Raw genomic sequence first — 22,490 nt, 5'->3', positions numbered from 1 at the left:
CAGGTCTGATCGGTACCGTGGCGCGCGACGGCGGCGGGGGTGACCCGCCGCGTCGCGGTCACGAGACGGGCATTCGGCCCGGTGAAGTGAGTTAGGACGGCGTGGCGAACAAGCAGGACAGCAGTACCGCAGGAAAGCAGACGGACCGGAGTGCGTCGATACGCACCATCGGCGGGGTGGTGGCCATCGTGGCCGTCCTCGCCGCAGCGGTATGCGTGGCGATCTTCGGGTACCGGGCATACGACGTGTACACCTCACAGGGCCCGACGCAGTCGGCCCGTGACGAGGCGACCGGCGCCGCCGAGCAGGCGATGCTGAACGTCACCACCATCGACCCCAAGGACATGGCGGGCTTCGACAAGCGGCTGGAGAGCAGCTTTGCCGGAGACGCCCTGACCCAGGTCCGCCAGCAGATCGTGGGCAGCCTGGAACCGACCCTGAAGCAGGCCGGTGACCAGGTGGGCTCGACGTCGTCGCGGATCGTGCGGTCGGCACCCACCGAGGTGAACGCCGACGAGAACAGCGCCCAGGTGCTGGTCTATCTCGCAGTGACGGGGAAGACCCCGGGCCAGGCCGCCGAGACCCCCAACACGATGGGTTTCCTGGTCGGGATGAGCAAGATCGACGGAACGTGGAAGGCGGTCAAGGTGACCCCGCTCGATGGCATCGCCGTGCAGCCGACCGAAAGTGCCCAGAACGGGAGCACCCCGTCCAGCGAGGCCCCGGCAGGGGGTAACTGATGGCGAACAAGCAACCGCGTCGGCCCGGCTACCGGCCGAAGGTGGCCGGCACGCGCCGTCCGACCGATGCCGCGGACACGACTGCCGCAGAGAAGACGGTCCCGGCGAAGGCCGTCCAGGCGAAGGCCGTCCCGGAGGCCGCCGTCGAGTCCACGACCGATGTGGCGGAGACGCCGGCCGAGATCACCGAGGTGATCGAGCCGCCCGCCGACAGCGGAGACCCCGACAGCGGAGACCCCGACAGCACCGGGGACGCGGAGTCCTCGACGATCTCACTCACCAAGCCGGACAACGGATCTGGTGATGCCGACGATGCTGATGCCGACGATGCTGATGCCGGTGATGCCGACGCTGATGACGTCGGGTCCGACGAGGCGACCGCCGGGCGGCCGGCCCCGACCGGCAAGACGCGCACGGTCGCGCGGGTGTCGACGATCAAGCCCCAGGCCAGGCCCGCGGCGTCGTCGTCACGATCGACACGTCCGGCCAGGGCTCCCCGGCCGGGCCGGACGAGCGGTTCGGGCCTGTTCTCGACCCGTCTGATCGCGATCCTGGCCGGTGTGGCCGCGGTGCTCGCCGTCGTGGCGGTGATCCTCGGATTCCATCCCGGGGTGACGATCGGGGAGAACAAGGCGTTCATCGACCAGACCGCCACCACCGACCTCACCGCGCAGGCGCAGACCAAGGTGTGCACGGCGATCGCCGCCGACGGCACCAAGGTCGACCAGTGGGCCGGCAAGGCCCGCGCGGTGCTGACCGGGCAGGCACTCAAGGAGTTCAACGACTACCTGCCGACCCAGAAGCAGTTGCTCGACCAGACCAAGGCCGTCGCCGAATGTCGGGTCGACGTGATCGGTGTCCGCGACCTCACCGGCAACGGTGACGGCGCGACGGCGGTGGTGCTGGCGAACCTGGTGGTGAGCGAGAGCGTCAACGGTCAGGCCACCAACAGCGGCACGCCGCGCACCCAGCTGCACATGGTCAAGCAGGGCGATCAGTGGCTCATCTCGCAGGTGGAAGCGGTCTGACATGGGTTTCTTTCCACAAATCGGCGCGTAGCGCTTGACGTGGGGGCTTCCGAGGGCCAATCTGTCACCAGCGATTCAGCGCAGGCAGCCACCAGCGCGAATCATTCTGCGAGGCGCCGCTTGACAAAGTGCGTCTGTTTCCTGCTATAGTTGGACGTTGCGCTGGCTGCCTCCTGTCCACCTAACGATCTTCCTTCCGGCCACTTCCTGTGAGCTGTGGGTATCGCCGTTCAGGTTGTCACCAGCGAACGGCCCACCCGGCCACGCTTACCGAAGCTAGGCAGACACATCGTGTTGGAAGGACGCACCTTGGCAGTCGATCGCCAGTCCACCTCAACCACCATCCCGGGCGCACCGCACCGCGCCTCGTTCGCGAAGATCAGCGAACCCCTGGAGGTACCGGGCCTCCTCGACCTCCAGCTCGATTCGTTCGAATGGCTTGTCGGGTCTCCCGAGTGGCGCGCGAAGGCGATCGCCCGTGGTGACGACAATCCCGTCGGCGGGCTCGAGGACATCCTGCACGAGCTGTCGCCCATCGAGGACTTCTCCGGCTCGATGTCGCTCTCCTTCTCCGAGCCGCACTTCGACGAGGTCAAGGCCTCCGTCGAGGAGTGCAAGGACAAGGACATGACCTACGCGGCGCCGCTCTTCGTCACCGCGGAGTTCATCAACAACAACACCGGTGAGATCAAGTCGCAGACCGTCTTCATGGGCGACTTCCCGATCATGACCGACAAGGGCAGCTTCATCATCAACGGCACCGAGCGTGTCGTGGTGAGCCAGCTCGTCCGCAGCCCCGGCGTGTACTTCGATGCCAACATCGACAAGTCCACCGAGAAGACCCTGCACACCGTCAAGGTCATCCCGAGCCGTGGCGCATGGCTGGAGTTCGACGTCGACAAGCGCGACACCGTCGGTGTCCGCATCGACCGCAAGCGCCGTCAGCCGGTCACCGTGCTGCTGAAGGCCCTCGGCTGGACCAACGAGGAGATCACCGAGCGTTTCGGGTTCTCCGAGATCATGATGTCCACCCTGGAGAAGGACAACACCGCCAACCAGGACGAGGCGCTGCTCGAGGTCTACCGCAAGCTGCGTCCGGGCGAGCCGCCGACCAAGGAGTCGGCGGAGAACCTCCTGGAGAACCTGTTCTTCAAGGACAAGCGCTACGACCTGGCCCGCGTGGGCCGCTACAAGGTCAACAAGAAGCTCGGTCTGACCGCCAACCCGATGACCGGTGAGTCGACGCTGACCCGTGAGGACATCGCGGCCACCGTCGAGTACCTGGTCCGTCTGCACGATGCCGACCCGCACACCGTCGGGTTCTCCACCGTGGCAGGCCCGGGCAGCCTCGAGGTGCCGATCGAGGTCGACGACATCGACCACTTCGGCAACCGTCGTCTGCGTACCGTCGGCGAGCTGATCCAGAACCAGATCCGCGTGGGCCTGTCGCGTATGGAGCGTGTCGTGCGTGAGCGCATGACCACCCAGGACGTCGAGGCGATCACCCCGCAGACCCTGATCAACATCCGCCCGGTCGTCGCCGCGATCAAGGAGTTCTTCGGAACCTCCCAGCTGTCGCAGTTCATGGACCAGAACAACCCGCTGTCGGGTCTGACCCACAAGCGTCGACTGTCGGCGCTGGGCCCGGGTGGTCTGTCGCGTGAGCGTGCCGGCCTCGAGGTCCGTGACGTGCACCCGTCGCACTACGGCCGGATGTGTCCGATCGAGACCCCTGAGGGTCCCAACATCGGTCTGATCGGTTCGCTGTCGGTGTACGCGCGGGTCAACCCGTTCGGCTTCATCGAGACCCCGTACCGCAAGGTCGTCGACGGTGTCGTCTCCGACACCATCGAGTACATGACCGCCGACGAGGAGGACCGCTACCTCATCGGTCAGGCGAACACCGCCTACGGTCTGGACGGTCACATCACCGACGAGCGCGTCCTGGTCCGTAAGAAGGGCTCCGAGGTGGAGTTCGTCGGCGCCGGCCAGGTGGAGTACCTCGACGTCTCGCCGCGCCAGATGGTGTCGGTCGCGACCGCGATGATCCCGTTCCTCGAGCACGACGACGCGAACCGCGCCCTGATGGGTGCCAACATGCAGCGTCAGGCCGTGCCGCTGGTGCGCAACGAGTCGCCGCTGGTCGGTACCGGCATGGAGCTGCGTGCCGCCGTCGACGCCGGTGACGTCATCGTGACCGGCAAGACCGGCGTGGTGGAGGAGGTCTCGGCCGACTACATCACCGTGATGGCCGACGACGGCACCCGCGACACCTACCGGATGCGCAAGTTCGCCCGCTCCAACCACGGCACCTGCGCCAACCAGCGTCCGATCGTGGACGAAGGGCAGCGTGTCGAGGCCGGTCAGGTCCTCGCCGACGGTCCGTGTACCGAGAACGGCGAGATGGCGCTGGGCAAGAACCTGCTCGTGGCGATCATGCCGTGGGAGGGCCACAACTACGAGGACGCGATCATCCTGTCGCAGCGCCTCGTGGAGGAGGACGTCCTCACCTCGATCCACATCGAGGAGCACGAGATCGACGCCCGCGACACCAAGCTCGGTGCCGAGGAGATCACCCGGGACATCCCGAACGTCTCCGACGAGGTGCTCGCCGATCTCGACGAGCGCGGCATCGTCCGCATCGGTGCCGAGGTCCGCGACGGCGACGTCCTGGTCGGCAAGGTCACCCCGAAGGGCGAGACCGAGCTGACCCCGGAAGAGCGTCTGCTCCGCGCGATCTTCGGTGAGAAGGCGCGCGAGGTTCGCGACACCTCGCTGAAGGTGCCGCACGGCGAGACCGGCAAGGTCATCGGTGTGCGCGTGTTCAGCCGTGACGACGACGACGATCTGGCCCCGGGTGTCAACGAGCTGGTCCGCGTGTACGTGGCCCAGAAGCGCAAGATCCAGGACGGCGACAAGCTGGCCGGCCGCCACGGCAACAAGGGTGTCATCGGCAAGATCCTCCCGCAGGAGGACATGCCGTTCCTGCCGGACGGAACCCCGGTCGACATCATCCTGAACACCCACGGTGTGCCGCGTCGTATGAACATCGGCCAGATCCTGGAGACCCACCTGGGGTGGATCGCCAAGGCCGGCTGGAACGTCGACGTCGCAGGTGGTGTGCCGGAGTGGGCGTCGAAGCTGCCCGAGGACATGTACTCGGCGGCCCCCGACACCAACACCGCGACCCCGGTGTTCGACGGTGCGCGCGAGGAGGAGCTGACCGGTCTGCTCAGCTCCACCCTGCCCAACCGTGACGGCGAGGTCATGGTCAACGGTGACGGCAAGGCGATGCTGTTCGACGGTCGTTCCGGCGAGCCGTTCCCGTACCCGGTGTCGGTCGGCTACATGTACATCATCAAGCTGCACCACCTGGTGGACGACAAGATCCACGCGCGTTCCACCGGTCCGTACTCGATGATCACCCAGCAGCCGCTCGGCGGTAAGGCCCAGTTCGGTGGCCAGCGCTTCGGTGAGATGGAGTGCTGGGCGATGCAGGCGTACGGCGCCGCCTACACCCTGCAGGAGCTGCTCACCATCAAGTCGGACGACGTGGTCGGCCGCGTGAAGGTGTACGAGGCGATCGTCAAGGGCGAGAACATCCCCGAGCCCGGTATCCCCGAGTCGTTCAAGGTGCTCCTCAAGGAGCTCCAGTCGTTGTGCCTGAACGTGGAGGTGCTCTCCAGCGACGGTGCGGCGATCGAGATGGCCGACACCGACGACGAGGACCTGGAGCGTGCCGCTGCCAACCTCGGCATCAACCTGTCGCGCAACGAGTCGGCCACGGTCGACGATCTCGCGAACTGACCGCCCTCACCACCACTGACAACAGAGCTCTGGAAAGGTAACAAGTGCTCGACGTCAACTACTTCGACGAACTGAAGATCGGTCTCGCCACGGCCGACGACATCCACAACTGGTCGTACGGTGAGGTCAAGAAGCCCGAGACGATCAACTACCGCACCCTGAAGCCGGAGAAGGACGGCCTGTTCTGCGAGAAGATCTTCGGACCGACTCGCGACTGGGAGTGCTACTGCGGTAAGTACAAGCGTGTCCGCTTCAAGGGCATCATCTGCGAGCGCTGCGGCGTCGAGGTCACCAAGGCCAAGGTGCGCCGTGAGCGGATGGGTCACATCGAGCTGGCCGCGCCGGTCACCCACATCTGGTACTTCAAGGGTGTCCCGAGCCGTCTCGGCTACCTGCTCGACCTGGCGCCGAAGGATCTCGAGAAGATCATCTACTTCGCCGCCTACGTGATCACCTCGGTCGACGACGAGCTCCGTCACAACGAGCTGTCCACGCTCGAGGCGGAGATCGAGGTCGAGAAGAAGACCGTCGCCGACCAGCGTGACGCCGACCTGAACGAGCGTCAGCAGAAGCTCGAGCAGGATCTGGCCGAGCTGGAGGCCGAGGGTGCCAAGGCCGACGTGCGCCGCAAGGTGCGCGACGGTGCCGAGCGCGAGATGCGCCGCATGCGTGACGCTGCGCAGCGCGAGCTCGACGGCCTGGCCGAGCTGTGGGACAAGTTCACCAAGCTCGCCCCCGGTGACCTGATCATCGACGAGAAGCTGTACCACCAGCTGCAGGACCGCTACGGCGAGTACTTCACCGGGTCCATGGGTGCCGAGGCCATCAAGAAGCTCCTCGAGAGCTTCGACATCGAGGCCGAGGCCGAGTCGCTGCGCGAGACCATCCGCAGCGGCAAGGGCCAGAAGAAGCTGCGTGCGCTCAAGCGCCTCAAGGTGGTTGCGGCGTTCCAGCAGTCCGGCAACTCCCCGCTGGGCATGGTGCTCGACGCGGTTCCGGTGATCCCGCCGGAGCTGCGCCCGATGGTGCAGCTCGACGGTGGCCGTTTCGCCACCTCGGACCTCAACGACCTGTACCGCCGCGTGATCAACCGCAACAACCGCCTCAAGCGACTGATCGATCTGGGTGCGCCCGAGATCATCGTGAACAACGAGAAGCGGATGCTGCAGGAGTCGGTCGACGCCCTGTTCGACAACGGTCGTCGTGGCCGTCCGGTCACCGGGCCGGGCAACCGCCCGCTGAAGTCGTTGAGCGATCTGCTCAAGGGCAAGCAGGGTCGTTTCCGTCAGAACCTGCTCGGCAAGCGCGTCGACTACTCGGGCCGTTCGGTCATCGTCGTCGGTCCGCAGCTCAAGCTGCACCAGTGTGGTCTGCCCAAGCTGATGGCCCTCGAGCTGTTCAAGCCGTTCGTGATGAAGCGTCTGGTGGACCTGAACCAGGCCCAGAACATCAAGTCGGCCAAGCGCATGGTGGAGCGTCAGCGCCCCGCCGTGTGGGACGTCCTCGAAGAGGTCATCGCCGAGCATCCGGTGCTGCTGAACCGTGCACCGACGCTGCACCGTCTGGGTATCCAGGCCTTCGAGCCGCAGCTGGTGGAGGGCAAGGCCATCCAGCTGCACCCGCTGGTGTGTGAGGCCTTCAACGCCGACTTCGACGGTGACCAGATGGCCGTGCACCTCCCGCTGAGTGCGGAGGCGCAGGCCGAGGCCCGCATCCTGATGCTGTCGAGCAACAACATCCTGTCGCCGGCGTCGGGTCGTCCGCTCGCCATGCCGCGTCTGGACATGGTGACCGGCCTGTACTACCTGACCACCCTCAAGGAGGGTGTGAAGGGCGAGTACCGGGCCGCGACCGCCGACGAGGCGGAGCAGGGCGTGTACTCGAGCCCGGCCGAGGCCATCATGGCCGTCGACCGCGGTGCACTGACCGTGCAGTCGCGCATCAAGGTGCGTCTGAAGGATCAGCGTCCGCCGGCCGAGGTCGAGGCCGAGCAGTTCCCGGACGGCTGGCGTTACGGGCAGCCGTGGACCACCATCACGACCCTGGGTCGGGTGATGTTCAACGAGCTGCTGCCGGCCGAGTACCCGTTCGTCGACGAGCAGATGCCGAAGAAGCGTCAGGCCGCGATCATCAACGATCTCGCCGAGCGCTACCCGATGATCGTCGTCGCACAGACCGTGGACAAGCTCAAGGACGTGGGCTTCTACTGGGCCACCCGTTCGGGTGTGACCGTGTCGATGGCCGACGTGCTGGTGCCGCCGGCCAAGGCGGAGATCCTCGAGCGTTACGAGGAGCGGGCCGACGGCCTGGAGCGCAAGTTCCAGCGTGGTGCGCTGACCCCGGACGAGCGTCGTGACGCCCTGGTGGAGATCTGGAAGCAGGCCACCGAAGAGGTCGGCAAGGTCATGGAGGACTACTACCCCGAGGACAACCCGATCATCATGATCCCGCGGTCGGGTGCCACGGGTAACCTGACCCAGGTTCGTAACCTGTCGGGCATGAAGGGTCTGGTGACCAACCCGAAGGGTGAGTTCATCCCGCGTCCGATCAAGTCCTCGTTCCGTGAGGGCCTGACCGTGCTCGAGTACTTCATCAACACGCACGGTGCCCGTAAGGGTCTGGCCGACACCGCCCTGCGTACCGCCGACTCGGGTTACCTGACCCGTCGTCTGGTGGACGTGTCGCAGGACGTCATCGTCCGCGAGACCGACTGTGGCACCGAGCGCGGCATCCTGGTGCCGCTGGGTGAGAAGCAGCCGGACGGCACGATCATCCGTGACGCGCACGTCGAGACCTCGGCGTACGCACGTACTCTGGCGTCCAACGCCGTGGACGTGAACGGCAACGTCGTCGTCGAGCGCGGCCACGACCTGGGTGACCCGGCGATCGAGGCCCTCCTCGGTGCCGGAATCGCAGAGGTCAAGGTGCGCTCGGTGCTCACCTGTGGCACCGGTACCGGTGTGTGTGCGATGTGCTACGGCCGTTCGATGGCCACCGGCAAGCTCGTCGACATCGGCGAGGCCGTCGGTATCATCGCGGCCCAGTCGATCGGTGAGCCCGGTACCCAGCTGACGATGCGTACCTTCCACCAGGGTGGCGTCGGTGACGACATCACCGGTGGTCTGCCGCGTGTCCAGGAGCTGTTCGAGGCCCGTGTGCCCAAGGGCAAGGCCCCGATCGCCGAGGTCTCCGGCCGGGTGCGTCTCGAGGACGACGACCGCTTCTACAAGATCACCATCATCCCCGATGATGGCTCGGAAGAGGTTGTCTACGACAAGATCTCGAAGCGTCAGCGTCTGCGTGTGTTCAAGCACGACGACGGCTCCGAGCGTCTCCTCGCCGACGGTGACCACGTCGACGTCGGTCAGCAGCTCATGGAAGGTGCCGCCGACCCGCACGAGGTGCTGCGCGTGATGGGCCCCCGTCAGGTGCAGGTGCACCTGGTCAACGAGGTCCAGGAGGTCTACCGCAGCCAGGGTGTGTCGATCCACGACAAGCACATCGAGACCATCGTGCGTCAGATGCTGCGTCGCGTGACGATCATCGATCACGGCTCCACCGAGTTCCTGCCCGGTTCGCTGGTCGAGCGGTCGGAGTTCGAGACGGCGAACCGTCAGGTCGTGTCCGAGGGTGGCGAGCCCGCCGCCGGACGTCCGGTCCTGATGGGTATCACCAAGGCCTCGCTGGCCACCGAGTCGTGGCTGTCGGCGGCGTCGTTCCAGGAGACCACGCGTGTCCTGACCGATGCGGCCATCAACAGCCGCAGCGACAAGCTGATCGGTCTCAAGGAGAACGTGATCATCGGTAAGCTGATCCCGGCCGGTACCGGCATCAACCGGTACCGCAACATCCAGGTCCAGCCGACCGAGGAGGCGCGCGCCGCGGCGTACGCCATGCCGGCCTACGATGACACCTACTACAGCCCGGACGGCACCTTCGGTGCTCCGTCGGGTGCTGCGGTGCCGCTCGACGACTACGGCTTCTCCGGTGGCGACTACCGGTAAACGGTTGTAGCGCAAGACAAGACGCCCGCCCCCACACTTCCGAGTGTGGGGGCGGGCGTTTCTGTGTGGTCGGGGTCTTCTCCGATGATCAAGCCGGGCTCTGTTCGATGATTGAGCTGAACTTGCGGTGGTTGCGTTGGCGAGTTCGGCTGTCTGAGGTTTCGACTCAGGTCCTCGCGATGCTCGGTCCTGGCTCAACTACCAAGGCTCAGTTGGTGATTGAGCCGGGACCGAGCCGGAAGGGCGAGGACCCGTGTCGAAATCTGGTGGGTCGAGGGTGTCGGTGGCCACGTGGGAGGTGGGTTGCGTACCGGGTTCGGCTGTCTGAGGTTTCGACTCAGGTCCTCGCGATGCTCGGTCCTGGCTCAACCATCCACGGTCAGTTGCCGAGTGAGCTGGGTTCGCGCTGGTTGCGTTGGCGAGTTCGGCCGTCTGAGGTTTCGACTCAGGTCCTCGCGATGCTCGGTCCTGGCTCAACCATCCACGCTCAGTTGATGATTGAGCCGGGACCGAGCCGGAAGGGCGAGGACCCGTGTCGAAATCCGGTGGGCCGAGGGTGTCGGTGACCACCTCGGTGGTGGGTTGCGTACCGAGTTCGGCTGTCTGAGGTTTCGACTCAGGTCCTCGCGATGCTCGGTCCTGGCTCAACCACCCATGGGGCGTTGGTGATTGAGCCGGGACCGAGCCGGAAGGGCGAGGACCCGTGTCGAAGTCTGGTGGGTCGAGGGTGTTGGTGACCGCCTCTGAGGTGGTTGCGTACCGGGTTCGGCTGTCTGAGGTTTCGACTCAGGTCCTCGCGATGCTCGGTCCTGGCTCAACCATCCACGCTCAGTTGGTGATTGAGCCGGGACTGAGCCGGAAGGGCGAGGACCCGTGTCGAAGTCTGGTGGGCCGAGGGTGTTGGTGACCGCCTCTGAGGTGGTTGCGTACCGGGTTCGGCTGTCTGAGGTTTCGACACAGGTCCTCGCGATGCTCGGTCCTGGCTCAACCACCCACAGGGCGTTGCCCGTTGAGATTGGATAGCGGTGGTTGGGTTGACGAGTTCGTCGCATTGCTCGTAGTCGGCTCAACCAACAACGCCCAGTAGATGATTGATCGGTGTTGCTCGTCAGAGGTCGGTGTCGGCCGACGGGAGGTCGTCGTCGAGTGAGGTCACATTGCCCTCGTCGTCGACGGCGGTGTCGTAGAAGCCGTCACCGTCGATGTCCAGGGCGATGGCGTCGGTCTCGCCGTCACCATCGGTGTCGAGCTCGGCGAGATCGGTGAGACCGTCGCCGTCGGTGTCGGTCTCGACCAGGTCGGCAACGCCGTCTCCGTCGGTGTCGCTGATCAGGGTCTCGGTGATGCCGTCACCGTCGAGATCGGCCTCGACGACGTCGATGATTCCGTCTCCGTCGGTGTCGTAGGCGATCGCGTCGTTGATGCCGTCGCCGTCGGTGTCCACATGCTGGCTGCTCATTGTCGTTTCCTTCGGGGTTGGGGTGTTGGTGCTTCTGTCTGGTTGGAGGGCTGCGGGGCGGGGAATGTTCCCGGTGTCGGCCAAGTCATCTGGAGAACCGACCCCCTGGCTCAGCGGAGATCTGCGAGCAGGTCGGCGAGGAGGGTGCGTGCCCGCGAGATGCGGCTGCGTACCGTCTGCAGGCCGATGCCCTGGACCTCGGCGATGTCGGCATACGAGAGGTCGCCGTAGACGCGCAGCACGAATGTGGCGCGGTAGGCGTCGGGCACCTGGGCGAGGGCGTCGGCGATCCGGTCGGCGACGACGATCTGGCCGGCGACGTCGACGTCCGCGGAGAAGTCCACGTCGTCGATGTTGTCGGCGTCGGATCGCTTGCGGATCTGTGCCAGTGCGGCATTGGAGGCGATCCGGAACAGCCACGTGGACAGTCGCGCGTCGCCGCGAAACCGGGGCAGGGCGCGCCAGGCGGCCACGAGTGCCTCCTGCAGCGCGTCCTCGGCGTCGGTGCGATTGCCCGTGGTGCGCAGGCAGATCGCCCACATCCGGTCGCGATGGGCACCGACCAGTTCGGTGAAAGCGGCCTCGTCGCCGGTCTGGGCGCGGGCGAGGAGTTCGGCCTCGGTGAGGTCGCCGGGGATCGGACGCACGCGCTCATCGTAGGGACGTCGACGACCCGGTACCCAGGCTTCGCGCCCGAAATGTCGGCAAACTGTATACCCGGGAATCTGGGGGTGGGTGGACTCAGAAGTCCAGGTCATCGCGGGTGTCGGGGTCGTCGGCGGCACCGGTGGGATCGTCGGCGGCCTCGTCCCACAGCGTGTCCGCATCGGCCGGCCAGCCGAGGTCCGACGAGGTGTCGTCGTCATCATCGTCGACCGAAACGGTCTCGGCGACAGACACTTCCGAGTCGTCGGAAGCCTGTTCGCCGGCCGGCTCGGTGAGCGAGTCGTCGGCCTCACGGTCGGGATCGAAGGCCGCCGACAACGCCGTGTCCCACGTGTCGGCGGGCACATCGAGGCCGGTCACCGGGTCGTGCTCGCCGATCCAGGTGTCGATGTCGGTGTCTTCGCTCATCGTTTCCCTCCCACGTCTGCGGTCATACTCTGTTGGAGTCCGGCCGGAGCGGAATAGTTCCCGGCGGGTGATCTCTCGACACGGAAGGCGGGTCGGTGGGCGAGCGTACGACTCTGCGCGGCAGGCTGGATGCGCTGCTCGACGAGGTCGCCACCATCACCGGCGACGACACCGGCGTCGCGGCATTGCGCGCCGGACTCGATGCCCCGCTCACGGTGGCCCTCACCGGCCGGGTCAGTTCCGGCAAGTCGACGCTGCTCAACGCGCTGGTCGGGGATCGCGTGGCCCCCACCGACCGCACCGAATGCACCAAGGTCGCCACCCTGTACCGGGCCGGCTCACCGTCGCGGGTCGAGGTGGTGGGCCTGGACGGGACCGTCACCGAGTTCCCGGGTCAGATGCGCGGCGACCTCGGCCGGCCGTCGTCGGAGATCGACCATGCCGTCGCCTACACCCCGTCCCGGCTGCTCCGCGACCACTTCCAGGTGATCGACACCCCCGGGCTGTCGGGGTTCACCGACACCGCCGAGACGGCGACCCGCCGCGTCTTCGCCGGAACCGGCAGCTTGCCGCGACCGGATGTGGTGCTGTTCCTGCTCGACGACGTCGGCGGTCCCAAGGCTGACGAGGTGGAGATCCTGCGCCGCTCGGGGGCATCGGCGCAGAACACCATCCTGGTGATCTCGCAGGCCGACCTCATCGCCGCCGACAACCCGATGCTCAAGGCACTCGAGATCGCCCGGCGCATCCAGCGGCGATTCCCGGCGACCGCCGGCGCGGTGGTGCCGGTGTCGGGGCTGATGGCCGAGGCCGGGATCTGCGGCGTCACCGAACGCGAGACCGCGCAGATCGCCCGCCGCGGCGACCTCGAGGACTGGGAGCTGTTCGCCGTCCTCGACGGATCCGAACCGGCCCCGCCGGGTCTCGACGTCGAGATGCTGGGCCGCCTCGAACAGCTCGTCGGGACCTACGCGATGGAAGCCGGCGGTGCGGCGGCCGCATCCGGGGCGCAGGCGTACTGCTCGTGGCTGCAACGGGTCTCGGGGATCGCCGACCTCCGGCAGGCGATCGGACGACGCTTCGTCGCCGTCGGTGACGTCCTCAAGGCCCGTACCCTGCTGGCCGACCTGCAGACCCTCGCCCGCCAGGAGCCGATGGTGCGCAACGGTTCCGGGGCATCGATCCGCACCGCCCTCGAACGTGCCGAGCTCGCACCGGAACTCCACCGGCTGCGTGAGGTGTCGGCGCTGGAGGCGCTGTCGCGGTGGCATCCGGACAGTGAGGTGTCTGCGGAGCTGGGACATGCTGTGGCGGTGCGTGATCCACGTATCCTGCTGGGTCTGCCGCCCACCGCGGGCCCCGCCGACGTCGACACCGCCGCCCGCACCCGCGCGATAGCCCATCGAACCGGTCGCGGGCGGGCGCGGACCTCGGCCGAACGGGAGGCGATGCTGGTGCTGGAACAGACCTATCAGTTGGTGCGACGCGGAATGTGGGGATCCTGATGGCGGCACCGGAGATCGACGTCGAGAAGAAGCCGGCGGCCGACAGCGCCGATGCCGTCCTGCGGTCCGCACTCGCGCTGCTGCGCAAACACGGTGAGATCGAGGTCGCCGACCGCGCTGAACGCGTGCGCGCCCAGCCCGCCCCGGACGGGGGAGTGGTGGTGGTCGGCGAGGTCAGCCGCGGCAAGAGCTCGCTGGTCAACGCACTCGTCGGACAACCGGGGCTGGCGCCGGTCGACGTCGAACTGGCCACCAGCGTGCACGTGCGGTTCGTCCCGGCCACCGACGAACTGCCGGTCGGCGCCGCCGACATCGAGTTCCCCGGCACCACCACACGGATCGACGCCGCCGACCTCGCCGACTGGGTGACCGTCGACGGACCGGGTGCCGGTGAACTCGACGAGACGGCGCTGCCCGTGGTGTCGGCGCGGGTGGGGATCGACTCCGCACTGTTGCCGGACACGATCATCGTCGACACCCCGGGGGCCGGGTCGATGATCCCCGAACACGCCGAGTCCGCGGTCGCCGCGGTGCGCGGCGCGGGGGTGCTGGTGATGGTCTGCGATGCGACCGCACCGTTGAGCGCCCCCGAACTGGACTTCCTGTCCCGGCTGGGCGCGGAACTGTCGGCGGTGGTCATCGTGGTCACCAAGACCGACCTCGTGATGCGCCAGTGGCGGGCGATCGTGACCGAGAACCGTGATCTGATCGCCCGGCACGCACCACGATTCGCACACGCACCGATCATCGGGGTGTCCACCCGGATCGCCGGGCAGGCGGCCGGGATCACCGACCCCGACCGTGCGGCCCGAGCACTCGCGGCGTCGGGCATCCCGGATCTCGTCGCCGCGCTGAAACCCCTGGTACGCAGCACCTCCACGGCACCGGAACGCAATGCGCTGCAGGTCGCGTTCACCGGACTCGACACCATACGCGCCCGGCTGCTCGTCGACCTGAAGACCGCGCGCGCCGCACCGGAGGTGGTCGCCGACGTCGAGACCGAACGTGCTCGCCTCACCGCGCTGAAGGACCACAAACGCGAGTGGGCGACGAGGCTGCAGCAGGATCTGGCCGCGCTGTCGGTGCGCGCCGACGACATGCTGCGCGAGGAGTTCGACGTTCTCCAGGATCGGTGGACCGCACAGATCGACCGGCTGCACTTCTATGCCGTGCCGCGGGCCTCGCAGCAGCTGGTGGGGCAGATGGTGGTGGATCTGGAGGCAGTGGCCCGGCGGGTCGGGCAGGCCTACGTCGACGGGATCGCCGACATCGCCGACGACCTCTTCGCCGACACCGAACTGCGTTCGTCGGTGCTCGACGGCCTGGCCGAGGCCACCGACGACCTGGAACTCCGTGGCGAGAAGAAGGTCTCGCCGTGGAAGAACCTGCTCGACCCGGTGCTGTTCAGCGTGATGGCCTCCGGTGGTCCGCTCGCGCTGATCCCCGGGATCGGGATGGTGGCCTTTCCGGTGTGGGCGGGGGTGGTCCTCGGTTTCCGCGCGGCCCGCGCGGGCAAGGAGAACCACCGGAAGTGGCTCACCAAGGCGGTCGCCGACATGAAAGGTGATGTCCGCTCGCAGCTCAAGGCGCTCAACGCGCAGGCCGCCGGTGATCTGCGGATCGCCTACGACGCGGTGCTGGAGAAGTCGCTCGCCGAGTCGGCACGGATCATCAACGAGGCCGCGGCGGAGTCCAAGAAGTCCGCCGAGGAACGGAAGCAGACCGCCGCCGACGTGCGCGCCCGGATCGGCACCGTCGACACGGTGCGCAAGAACATCATCACGGTGTTGCGACGCCCCGTGGGATGACGCAGAGTGAGGCGATGGACTCCGAGCGCAGGCCCGTGCTGTGCATCGACCTCGGCGCCACCGGTGTTGCCGCGGCCCGTCGGGTCGGCCGTGATGCGCCGGTCCCCGTGCCGCTGGGCCGATCCGGACCGACGATGCCGACGGCGGTGTTCGCCGACGGGTCGACGCTGGTGGTCGGCGAGGAGGCGTTGCGTCAGCGGGACCGCCGGCCGGACGCGGTGGAGGAGTCGCCCCGATCACGGATCGCCGAGGCCGACATCGAACTCGGTGACCGGCCCTGGCCTGTCGTCGACGTGCTCGCCACGGTGCTCGCCCACGTCCGGCGGGCTGCGGCGGATGCCGCGGGGGCGTCCGGGTCCGGGGCATTCGACACGGTGATCCTGACCCATCCCGACATGTGGGCCGGCCGCCGCACGGGTGTGCTGCAGGCCGCGGCCGAGCGGGCCGGGATCCGGCGCGAGCAGATCAGGCTCGTACCCCAATCCCTCGCAGCTGCCTGGTATCAGGCATATCGGGGAACCGAGGTGGGGGAGGGCCGGCCGGTCTGTGTGGTCGACATCGGTGCCGACACCTGCGATGTGAGCGTGCTGCACGCCGACGGCTCAGGGGGTTTCACCGTCACCGACGCTCACAGCGCCGCGGTTGCCGGCCGGGACATCGACGGCCGACTGACGGAGTGGGTACTCGAGGAGGCCGCACATCTCGATCCGGCTCTGCCCGAACTGATCCGGACGTCGGGGGAGGAGATCGCCCTCGCCGACGCCGTCCGCGCCGCCAAGGAGGCGCTGTCGGAGGCGGCGCAGACATCGGTGGTCCTCCCCGGCGTCGACCGGTCGCTGTTGCTGACCCGACGCGAGTTCGAGGAGATGATCGCACCCGTCGTCGCCCGGATCGTGGGCGTGGTGACCGATGCGCTCGCCGACGTGGACGGTGAGCCCGTGCTGTATCCGATCGGCGGGACGAGTGCGATCCCGGCGGTGGCCTCGGCGCTCGCCGCGATCGGGCGGGTGGTGCAGCACGATGATCCGAGAACCGTTGTCGCGCAGGGCGGTCTGCTCCCGCCGGTGACGGTGCGCCGAACCCCGGCGCGCGGAACCCAGGCGCGTGGAATACAGGCGGGTGGAACCCAGGCACCTGCTCCGATCGGTCACCGGATCACGGCGCCGGTCGTCGAGGCGGGTGCCGTCGTCGAGGAACTGCTCTGCGCCCCAGGTCAATCCGTGCGCACCGGGCAGCCGTTGGCCCGGATCCGGGTGGCACAGGGCGTTCTCGCCCTCGAATCCCCGGTCGACGGGGTGCTCGCCGCGATCGACCTGCGGCCGGGTGTACCGCTGCGGCCGGGAGTGGTGTTCGCCGCGATCGGCACACCCGGTCTGTCCCGCGAGACGTGGCCGGGTCTGCACCGGGTACCGGCGGTGCTCACGGCCGGTGACCGCCCGCGTGCACGCGGCGGGCGCCGCAGCGCACGCTGAACCGATCGCCGTCGAGATCACCTATTGCGCATACCGATACGGGAGATACTGGACGTTCCAGCGGTTGCCGTCGGGGTCGCTGAAGTACACGAAATGCCCCCAGGACTGGATGTCGACGTCGCTGACGTCCACGCCGGCGTCGACGAGTTGCCTGCGGGCGGCGTCGATGTCGGAGACGCACAGCATGTGCACGCCGGTGGTGGGTGCCGGGCCGTCGACGATGCCCTTGCCGAAGGCAATCGAGCAGCCCGATCCCGGCGGGGTCATCTGGACGAAGCGAACCTCGTCGGAGACGGTGTGGTCGTGATCGGGGTTGAAGCCGATCCGGGTGTAGAAGTCCTTGGCGCGATCCACATCGGTGACGGGGAGCAGCGCGACCTCGAGCGTCCAGTCCATGATGGTTCCTTCCCTGGTTGGCGGTGCGGTGATGCCGTGAATCCAGGGTGACGCCGATTGCGGACAGTCGCGGTCCTCGATCAGAGGGATTGTCGATGGTCCGACGTCGAGTACGAGGAGGGCCGGGTGCGGCGTCCGCGGACCAGGATGATGGTGGCGCAGGTGATGCCCATCAGGGTGATCTGGATCGGGAAGATGTATTCGATGGGTTCCCAATGCTGCAGACTCAGGAGCGTGATCAGGCCGTTGGCGATGCCGGCGAGAAAGACGACGGGCCGCTCGGTCTCAGGGCTGGTCCACGCCTTGCGCATGGTCGGCAGACCGGCCAGCAGGTCTGCGGCCGACGCCGCGATCACCGCAAGCAACGGGTTGTCGAAGGTCAGCCACAGGATCAGCGCGATCACCGAGGCGCCGCCGCAGACCAGGTCGAACGGTCCGATCTGCCAGAATCCGGACCGCGCCGCGAACGAGGCGATCAGGATCAGCGCCGGTCCCAGTCCGACGGCGAGCAGGAACACCGCGGGGAGGCCGACGCCGTCGGCGATCTGGGCGGCGAATCCGATCAGCGGGGCGAATGCCCACAGGAACCACGTCACGCGGTTGGGCATGACCTTGCCGCGCAGGGTGAGCACCGCATAGCGGAGGCTGCCGATCAGCGAGATCGCCGCACCGAGCCAGACGAAATGGGGGCTGATCATCTGGCCGGGGAGTGAGGCGGGATCGTCGCCGGCTCGTCGACGCCATCGATGGGTGCCACGTCTCGCTCTCCTGTACCGGTCGGGGACGGCAGTCCTCCGGCGAAGCCGGTCGAGAAAGCGTCGTGGTGTGCCCGACCAATGTAACCGGATCGGCCGCCCACCGTCGGCGCAGCCCGACCCCGCGGCGTCGTGGGAGTCCCGGCGGTCGTCCGGCACGCCGTGGAAGACCGGCACGCCCATCCGAGCCCTCGTCGGCGCCGAACACCCAGGTGTGCACCGAAGAGACGAATCGTCCACGCAGCGCGTGCCATCCGGTCGGCCTGTCGACCCCCACGGGCGAGATCTCCCCAGGGCCCTGGCATCGGCACGTCCCCACGGCCAGGAGGTACCGTGACCGACACCACTCCCACCGACAACCCGCTGCGGATCCTCGTCACCGGCGCCACCGGCTACATCGGTGGCCGGCTGACCCCGCGTCTCGTCGCCGCCGGGCACCGGGTGCGGGCCCTCGCCCGCAACCCCGACAAGATCAGTGACGTGCCGTGGACGGCCGACGTCGACGTCGTCCGCGGAGACCTCACCGACCCGGAGTCACTCGACGCGGCCTGCCGTGACGTCGACGTCGTCTACTATCTCGTGCACTCGATGGGGCGCGGGGCGTTCATCGACGCGGAACGCCGGGCAGCCGAGAACCTCGCCGAAGCCGCGCGCAAGGCCGGGGTCGGACGCATCGTCTACCTCGGCGGCCTCCACGAGCAGTCCGACCGGTTGTCGATGCACCTGCGCTCCCGACGCCAGGTCGGCGAGATCCTGATCGGCTCCGGGGTGCCGACGGTGGCGTTGCAGGCCGGGGTGGTCATCGGATCGGGGTCGGCATCGTTCGAGATGATCCGGCACCTGACGAACCGACTGCCGCTGATGACCACACCGCGGTGGGTCGACAACCACATCCAGCCGATCGCGGTGCGCGACGTGCTCCACTACCTGCTCGCCGCCGCCACCGCGCCGCTGGAGTGCAATCGCACCTACGACATCGGTGGCCCGGACGTCCTGCGCTACGGCGAGATGATGCAGATCTACGCCGATGTGGCAGGCCTGCACCCACGCCGGATACTCGTCCTCCCGGTTCTCACACCGAAACTCGCGGGTCTGTGGATCGGGTTGGTCACCCCGATTCCGCCCGCCCTGGGGCGGGCCCTGATCGAGTCCCTCAGCACCGATGCCGTGACCACCGAACACGACATCGACGCCGTCATCCCGCCACCGCCGGGCGGGACGACCGGATACCGCGACGCCGTGGCCCTGGCCCTGGCCCGGATCGAGAACGGCGACGTCGAGACCACCTGGGCGAACGCCTCTCCCGTGGGCGCGCCGGCCGATCCGCTGCCGTCGGATCCGGACTGGGCGGGCAACATCGTGCACACCGACACCCGCAGCATCGTCTGCGATGCTCCGATCGACCTGGTGTGGAAGGTCGTCGAGGGGATCGGCGGGGAGAACGGCTGGTACTCGTTTCCGCTGGCGTGGACCATACGGGGCTGGCTCGATCGGTTGACCGGGGGCGTCGGACTGACGCGCGGTCGGCGACACCCGCAGCGTCTGAACACCGGCGACGCCCTCGATTTCTGGCGAGTCGAACGCATCGAACGTCCGCACCTGCTGCGACTGCGTGCGGAGATGCGCACGCCCGGCGGTGCTTGGCTCGAATGGCATCTCGAGGCCGCCGACGAACAGCACACCAGGCTGCGTCAGCGAGCCGTCTTTTTTCCGAAAGGCCTTGCCGGGCAAGCCTACTGGTACTCGTTACTGCCGTTCCACGGGATCATCTTCACCGGGATGATCAGCAATATCGCCGGTGCCGCGAGGTCGGGCGGGTGAACGCCGGTCCGTCGGCTCACATCTGGCCACCGGCCGAGAGCCGCACCGCGGCCCGGGCCTGTGCGGCCAGGGCCGCGCCCGCACCGATCGGCCACCGGTGGGCGATGTACTCGCTCGCCTGGTCCACTCCGAGCTGTCGCGACGAGTTGCCGGTACGCAGCCAGAACTCGGGCGGGGTGTTCTTGCCGGGCCGGAGGTACACCGGTCGCGGCGACGGTCCGGCGATCACACGGCACACCGGCCGCGTTGTCGGGGAGTCGGGGCTTCCGGGGTTGTCGGGGGTTTCGGCGGTCGGGATCGCCTCGACATCCTCCACCGACACCTCCACGGCCGCTGCGGCGGTCTGCCCCAGCGCCGTGGTCAGCAGGTCACGCAGCCACAACTCGAAGCGGTCGGCGTCGGGGGTCTTGAGGGTGGCGTAGTCGGGGTCGAGTCCCAGCGGCGTGCCGGCGTCGTCGACCCCGATCAGCAGCGTGCCCCCGTCGGCGTTGAGGAATGCCGACACCGTCTTGACGATCACCTGCTCCATCTTGGGGTCCTTGGCCCCGGTCCGCATGTTGATGCGGGCCGACGACTTGAACTCCACCTGTGCCGACTCGCCCGCCGCGATCAGCTCGGGGATGCTCATCCGCAGGTCGCGCTGCAGGTGGGTGGCGATCGCCGCGTACACGGCGATCACCAGGATCGATCCGACCAGCGCGACGATCACCGGCAGCGGACTCCAGATCCGCAGCCGCGGGTCGATGGCGCCGGCGATGAACAGGCCCAGCGCGCTGCCGGCGATGGACAGCACGATCGCGGTGGTGCCGTCGAGGGTGGCGCGTCGGCGCAGCAGCCAGCGGGCGATGGCGCTGAAGATCCACGCCAGGATCAAGACCACGATCAGCGCACCGGCCGTCGCCCACAAGGGTGTCACCGAGTCGGGCACGTGCTCCATCGTCCTGCCTCCTGCTCCTCGTCCCCGGTCGCCTCGAGCGGGGTCTCCGAGCGACAAGTATCCCTTGCACTCCGCACCTCCACCGGGGCCGGGTGTGCGGTCTGACGGTTTTGTCGGTACCCGCCGCTAGTGTGAAAACATGTTCGACTACGCCGACCCGGAGGGCGACCTGACGCGTATCGCGCAGGCCGATGCTTCCGGGTTGGTGCTGGCGGGGCAGTCCGCGATGCGGTTGGAACGGCAGGCCGGGGCCCGCAAGATCCTGGCGGCGACGGCGTTGGCGCGGCAGACCTATGCGCAGGTGATGGAGCTGTGTGACGGCCTGAATGTGGCCGAGCTGCCGCAGAAGGCGGCGTTGCGGGAGGTCGCGTTGCGGTTCGAGGTGCCGGTCACCACAGCGGGTCGGTGGATCTCGTTGGGCGGCATGCTCGATGGTCTGCCGCGGGTGCGGTCGGCGTTTGTCGAGGGTGTGCTCTCCGAACACAAGGCCCGGATCGTTGCCGAGGCGCTGGTGTCACTCGATGACGAGGCCGATCTGGCCGAGGCCGTGGAGGTCGCGCTCGGGTTGGCGGCGACGGCGATCACCGGGTCGGGGTTGCGGGAGGAGCTGGAGAAGCTGCTGATCTCGCTGGATCCGGCGGGTGCGGCCGAGCGGCGTCGGGAGTTCGAGAAGCAGCAGGATGTGCGTATCCGCAAGGAATGTCATGGTCAGTCGACGATCGATGCGATGGTTCCGGTGCGCGATGCGGTGGTGCTCGAGGATCGGATTGCGGGGTTGGTGTCGGGGTTGTGTCCGGGGGATCCGCGGTTGCCGGGTCAGCGTCGGGTTGCGGCGTTGACGGCGTTGGTGCGTGGTGAAGGCCGGTTGGTGTGTGGGTGTGGTGATCCGGGTTGTCCGACGGCGGTGCGCCCGGATGCCGATGCCGTCACCGACACCGACATAGACGCTGATGCCGACGCCGATGCCGGTTCGGCTGTGGTGTCGACCGAACTCGTGGTGGCTCCGGTGCGGGCGGTGGTCGAGGTTGTGGTGGATGCGCCGACGTTGGCGGGTGTGGTGGGGGAGATGGTGCCGTTCATCCCGGGGTATGGGGTGATCGATCCGGATCTGGCGCGCATGATCGCTGCGGATGGCACGTGGCAGGGTTTGTATCGGGAGGCGCGGTTGGATCGTGCTTCTGGTGTGGTTGTCGCTCAGGGGGTTCGGAAGGGTCGGACGCGTCGGGCGGGGACGGTGGCGCCGGGGCATCTGGTGGCTGCGGGGCGGTTGGTGGTGCGGTCTCGGCCGCCGAATGTGGCGGAGATCGAGCATCTTTCGCCGATCGATCCGTGCGGGCATGGTGGGTTGGTGGTTCCGCCGCCGGGGGCGTTGGTTTATCAGCCGGGTGAGCCGTTACGGCGTGAGGTTGTGTTGACCGATCGGCGTTGTCGTGCGCCGTATTGTGATCGGGTGGCCGAGGGGTGTCAGCTCGATCATGTGGTGCCGTTCGATCATGTCGATCCTCGTTCGGGTGGGTGGACGATTGCCGAGAATCTGATTCCGTTGTGTGTTCCGTGTCATCAGTTCAAGCATGTGGGGATCTGGGTGCCGACGCTGTATCCGGGGCGGATTGTGGTGTGGCGCAATGTGGTGACCGGTGAGGTGTTGGTGACCGTACCGTGAATGGTGCCGGCCGTCGCCGCG

Annotated in this window: 15 protein-coding genes; 9 read left to right on the top strand and 6 right to left on the bottom strand. The window is 67.7% G+C overall.

The window, feature by feature from the left end:
- Positions 1 to 101: 101 nt before the first annotated feature.
- The 4 genes from Q9K23_RS07375 to Q9K23_RS07360 all read left to right on the top strand — a co-directional run bounded on the left by Q9K23_RS07375 (position 102) and on the right by Q9K23_RS07360 (position 9,579).
- Positions 102 to 740, top strand: coding sequence for a hypothetical protein (locus Q9K23_RS07375; protein ID WP_020789724.1), 639 nt, complete (start codon positions 102 to 104; stop codon positions 738 to 740).
- Positions 740 to 1,768 (top strand): hypothetical protein, encoded by a 1,029-nt coding sequence (locus Q9K23_RS07370; protein ID WP_053778226.1) that lies wholly within the window; start codon positions 740 to 742, stop codon positions 1,766 to 1,768. The genes Q9K23_RS07375 and Q9K23_RS07370 overlap by 1 nt, the downstream gene beginning before the upstream one ends.
- A 309-nt stretch (positions 1,769 to 2,077) precedes the next feature.
- Positions 2,078 to 5,575 carry a DNA-directed RNA polymerase subunit beta gene (locus Q9K23_RS07365; protein ID WP_020791287.1) on the top strand — a complete coding sequence of 1,166 codons (3,498 nt, stop codon included), beginning with the start codon at positions 2,078 to 2,080 and terminating at the stop codon, positions 5,573 to 5,575.
- Between the two features lie 44 nt (positions 5,576 to 5,619).
- The gene (locus Q9K23_RS07360) at positions 5,620 to 9,579 is read left to right on the top strand and encodes a DNA-directed RNA polymerase subunit beta' (RefSeq protein ID WP_059038388.1); all 3,960 of its coding nucleotides are present in this window, start codon (positions 5,620 to 5,622) and stop codon (positions 9,577 to 9,579) included.
- A 1,108-nt stretch (positions 9,580 to 10,687) separates the two neighbouring features.
- Here Q9K23_RS07360 and Q9K23_RS07355 read toward each other — a convergent pair.
- From Q9K23_RS07355 to Q9K23_RS07345, 3 genes are all read right to left on the bottom strand, one after another.
- Complete coding sequence (locus Q9K23_RS07355) at positions 10,688 to 11,038, bottom strand: thrombospondin type 3 repeat-containing protein (RefSeq protein WP_020790926.1); 351 nt, start codon at positions 11,036 to 11,038, stop codon at positions 10,688 to 10,690.
- 110 nt (positions 11,039 to 11,148) lie between these two features.
- Complete coding sequence (locus Q9K23_RS07350; protein ID WP_020790927.1) at positions 11,149 to 11,685, bottom strand: sigma-70 family RNA polymerase sigma factor; 537 nt, start codon at positions 11,683 to 11,685, stop codon at positions 11,149 to 11,151.
- A gap of 94 nt (positions 11,686 to 11,779) precedes the next feature.
- Entirely contained in the window at positions 11,780 to 12,112 is a 333-nt protein-coding gene (locus tag Q9K23_RS07345; RefSeq protein ID WP_020790928.1) for a hypothetical protein, read from the bottom strand.
- Between the two features lie 95 nt (positions 12,113 to 12,207).
- On the opposite strand from Q9K23_RS07345, the gene Q9K23_RS07340 reads away from it, so the two are divergent.
- From Q9K23_RS07340 to Q9K23_RS07330, 3 genes are read left to right on the top strand one after another with little or no spacing between them, the layout of a single operon-like run.
- Positions 12,208 to 13,617: a GTPase gene (locus Q9K23_RS07340; RefSeq protein WP_053778225.1), complete on the top strand. Its 1,410-nt coding sequence runs from the start codon at positions 12,208 to 12,210 to the stop codon at positions 13,615 to 13,617.
- A complete protein-coding gene (locus Q9K23_RS07335; RefSeq protein ID WP_305950448.1) occupies positions 13,617 to 15,425 on the top strand; it encodes a dynamin family protein in 1,809 nt (602 codons plus the stop codon). The genes Q9K23_RS07340 and Q9K23_RS07335 overlap by 1 nt, the downstream gene beginning before the upstream one ends.
- Positions 15,422 to 16,897 (top strand): Hsp70 family protein, encoded by a 1,476-nt coding sequence (locus Q9K23_RS07330; protein WP_152972856.1) that lies wholly within the window; start codon positions 15,422 to 15,424, stop codon positions 16,895 to 16,897. Before Q9K23_RS07335 ends, Q9K23_RS07330 begins: the two co-directional genes overlap by 4 nt.
- A 21-nt stretch (positions 16,898 to 16,918) precedes the next feature.
- Here Q9K23_RS07330 and Q9K23_RS07325 read toward each other — a convergent pair whose 3' ends face one another.
- Together Q9K23_RS07325 and Q9K23_RS07320 are read right to left on the bottom strand one after the other, a co-directional pair.
- Complete coding sequence (locus Q9K23_RS07325; protein ID WP_020793361.1) at positions 16,919 to 17,293, bottom strand: VOC family protein; 375 nt, start codon at positions 17,291 to 17,293, stop codon at positions 16,919 to 16,921.
- Positions 17,294 to 17,373: 80 nt separating this feature from the next.
- The gene (locus Q9K23_RS07320; RefSeq protein ID WP_053778223.1) at positions 17,374 to 17,991 is read right to left on the bottom strand and encodes a hypothetical protein; all 618 of its coding nucleotides are present in this window, start codon (positions 17,989 to 17,991) and stop codon (positions 17,374 to 17,376) included.
- A gap of 390 nt (positions 17,992 to 18,381) precedes the next feature.
- On the opposite strand from Q9K23_RS07320, the gene Q9K23_RS07315 reads away from it, so the two are divergent.
- Positions 18,382 to 19,869, top strand: coding sequence for an SDR family oxidoreductase (locus Q9K23_RS07315; protein ID WP_020793359.1), 1,488 nt, complete (start codon positions 18,382 to 18,384; stop codon positions 19,867 to 19,869).
- A gap of 16 nt (positions 19,870 to 19,885) precedes the next feature.
- Here the strand turns inward: Q9K23_RS07315 and Q9K23_RS07310 are convergent, their stop codons facing one another.
- Entirely contained in the window at positions 19,886 to 20,806 is a 921-nt protein-coding gene (locus tag Q9K23_RS07310) for an RNA-binding domain-containing protein (protein WP_053778222.1), read from the bottom strand.
- A 139-nt stretch (positions 20,807 to 20,945) separates the two neighbouring features.
- On the opposite strand from Q9K23_RS07310, the gene Q9K23_RS07305 reads away from it, so the two are divergent.
- Complete coding sequence (locus tag Q9K23_RS07305; RefSeq protein WP_305950447.1) at positions 20,946 to 22,469, top strand: HNH endonuclease signature motif containing protein; 1,524 nt, start codon at positions 20,946 to 20,948, stop codon at positions 22,467 to 22,469.
- Positions 22,470 to 22,490 lie beyond the last annotated feature (21 nt).

Origin of the sequence: Gordonia sp. NB41Y, from assembly GCF_030718915.1 — a bacterium.
In the GTDB taxonomy this organism is placed as follows: domain Bacteria; phylum Actinomycetota; class Actinomycetes; order Mycobacteriales; family Mycobacteriaceae; genus Gordonia; species Gordonia desulfuricans.
Note: the sequence above shows the minus strand (reverse complement) of the source record. Positions and strands in the feature narration are given on the sequence as shown.

Bases quoted from the DNA above. Each gene is read 5' to 3' on its own strand.
- Q9K23_RS07330 (WP_152972856.1), top strand. From the start codon at position 15,422: ATGACGCAGAGTGAGGCGATGGACTCCGAGCGCAGGCCCGTGCTGTGC.
- Q9K23_RS07335 (WP_305950448.1), top strand. From the start codon at position 13,617: ATGGCGGCACCGGAGATCGACGTCGAGAAGAAGCCGGCGGCCGACAGC.
- Q9K23_RS07310 (WP_053778222.1), bottom strand. From the start codon at position 20,806: ATGGAGCACGTGCCCGACTCGGTGACACCCTTGTGGGCGACGGCCGGT.
- Q9K23_RS07345 (WP_020790928.1), bottom strand. From the start codon at position 12,112: ATGAGCGAAGACACCGACATCGACACCTGGATCGGCGAGCACGACCCG.
- Q9K23_RS07305 (WP_305950447.1), top strand. From the start codon at position 20,946: ATGTTCGACTACGCCGACCCGGAGGGCGACCTGACGCGTATCGCGCAG.
- Q9K23_RS07325 (WP_020793361.1), bottom strand. From the start codon at position 17,293: ATGGACTGGACGCTCGAGGTCGCGCTGCTCCCCGTCACCGATGTGGAT.
- Q9K23_RS07370 (WP_053778226.1), top strand. From the start codon at position 740: ATGGCGAACAAGCAACCGCGTCGGCCCGGCTACCGGCCGAAGGTGGCC.
- Q9K23_RS07355 (WP_020790926.1), bottom strand. From the start codon at position 11,038: ATGAGCAGCCAGCATGTGGACACCGACGGCGACGGCATCAACGACGCG.
- Q9K23_RS07320 (WP_053778223.1), bottom strand. From the start codon at position 17,991: ATGATCAGCCCCCATTTCGTCTGGCTCGGTGCGGCGATCTCGCTGATC.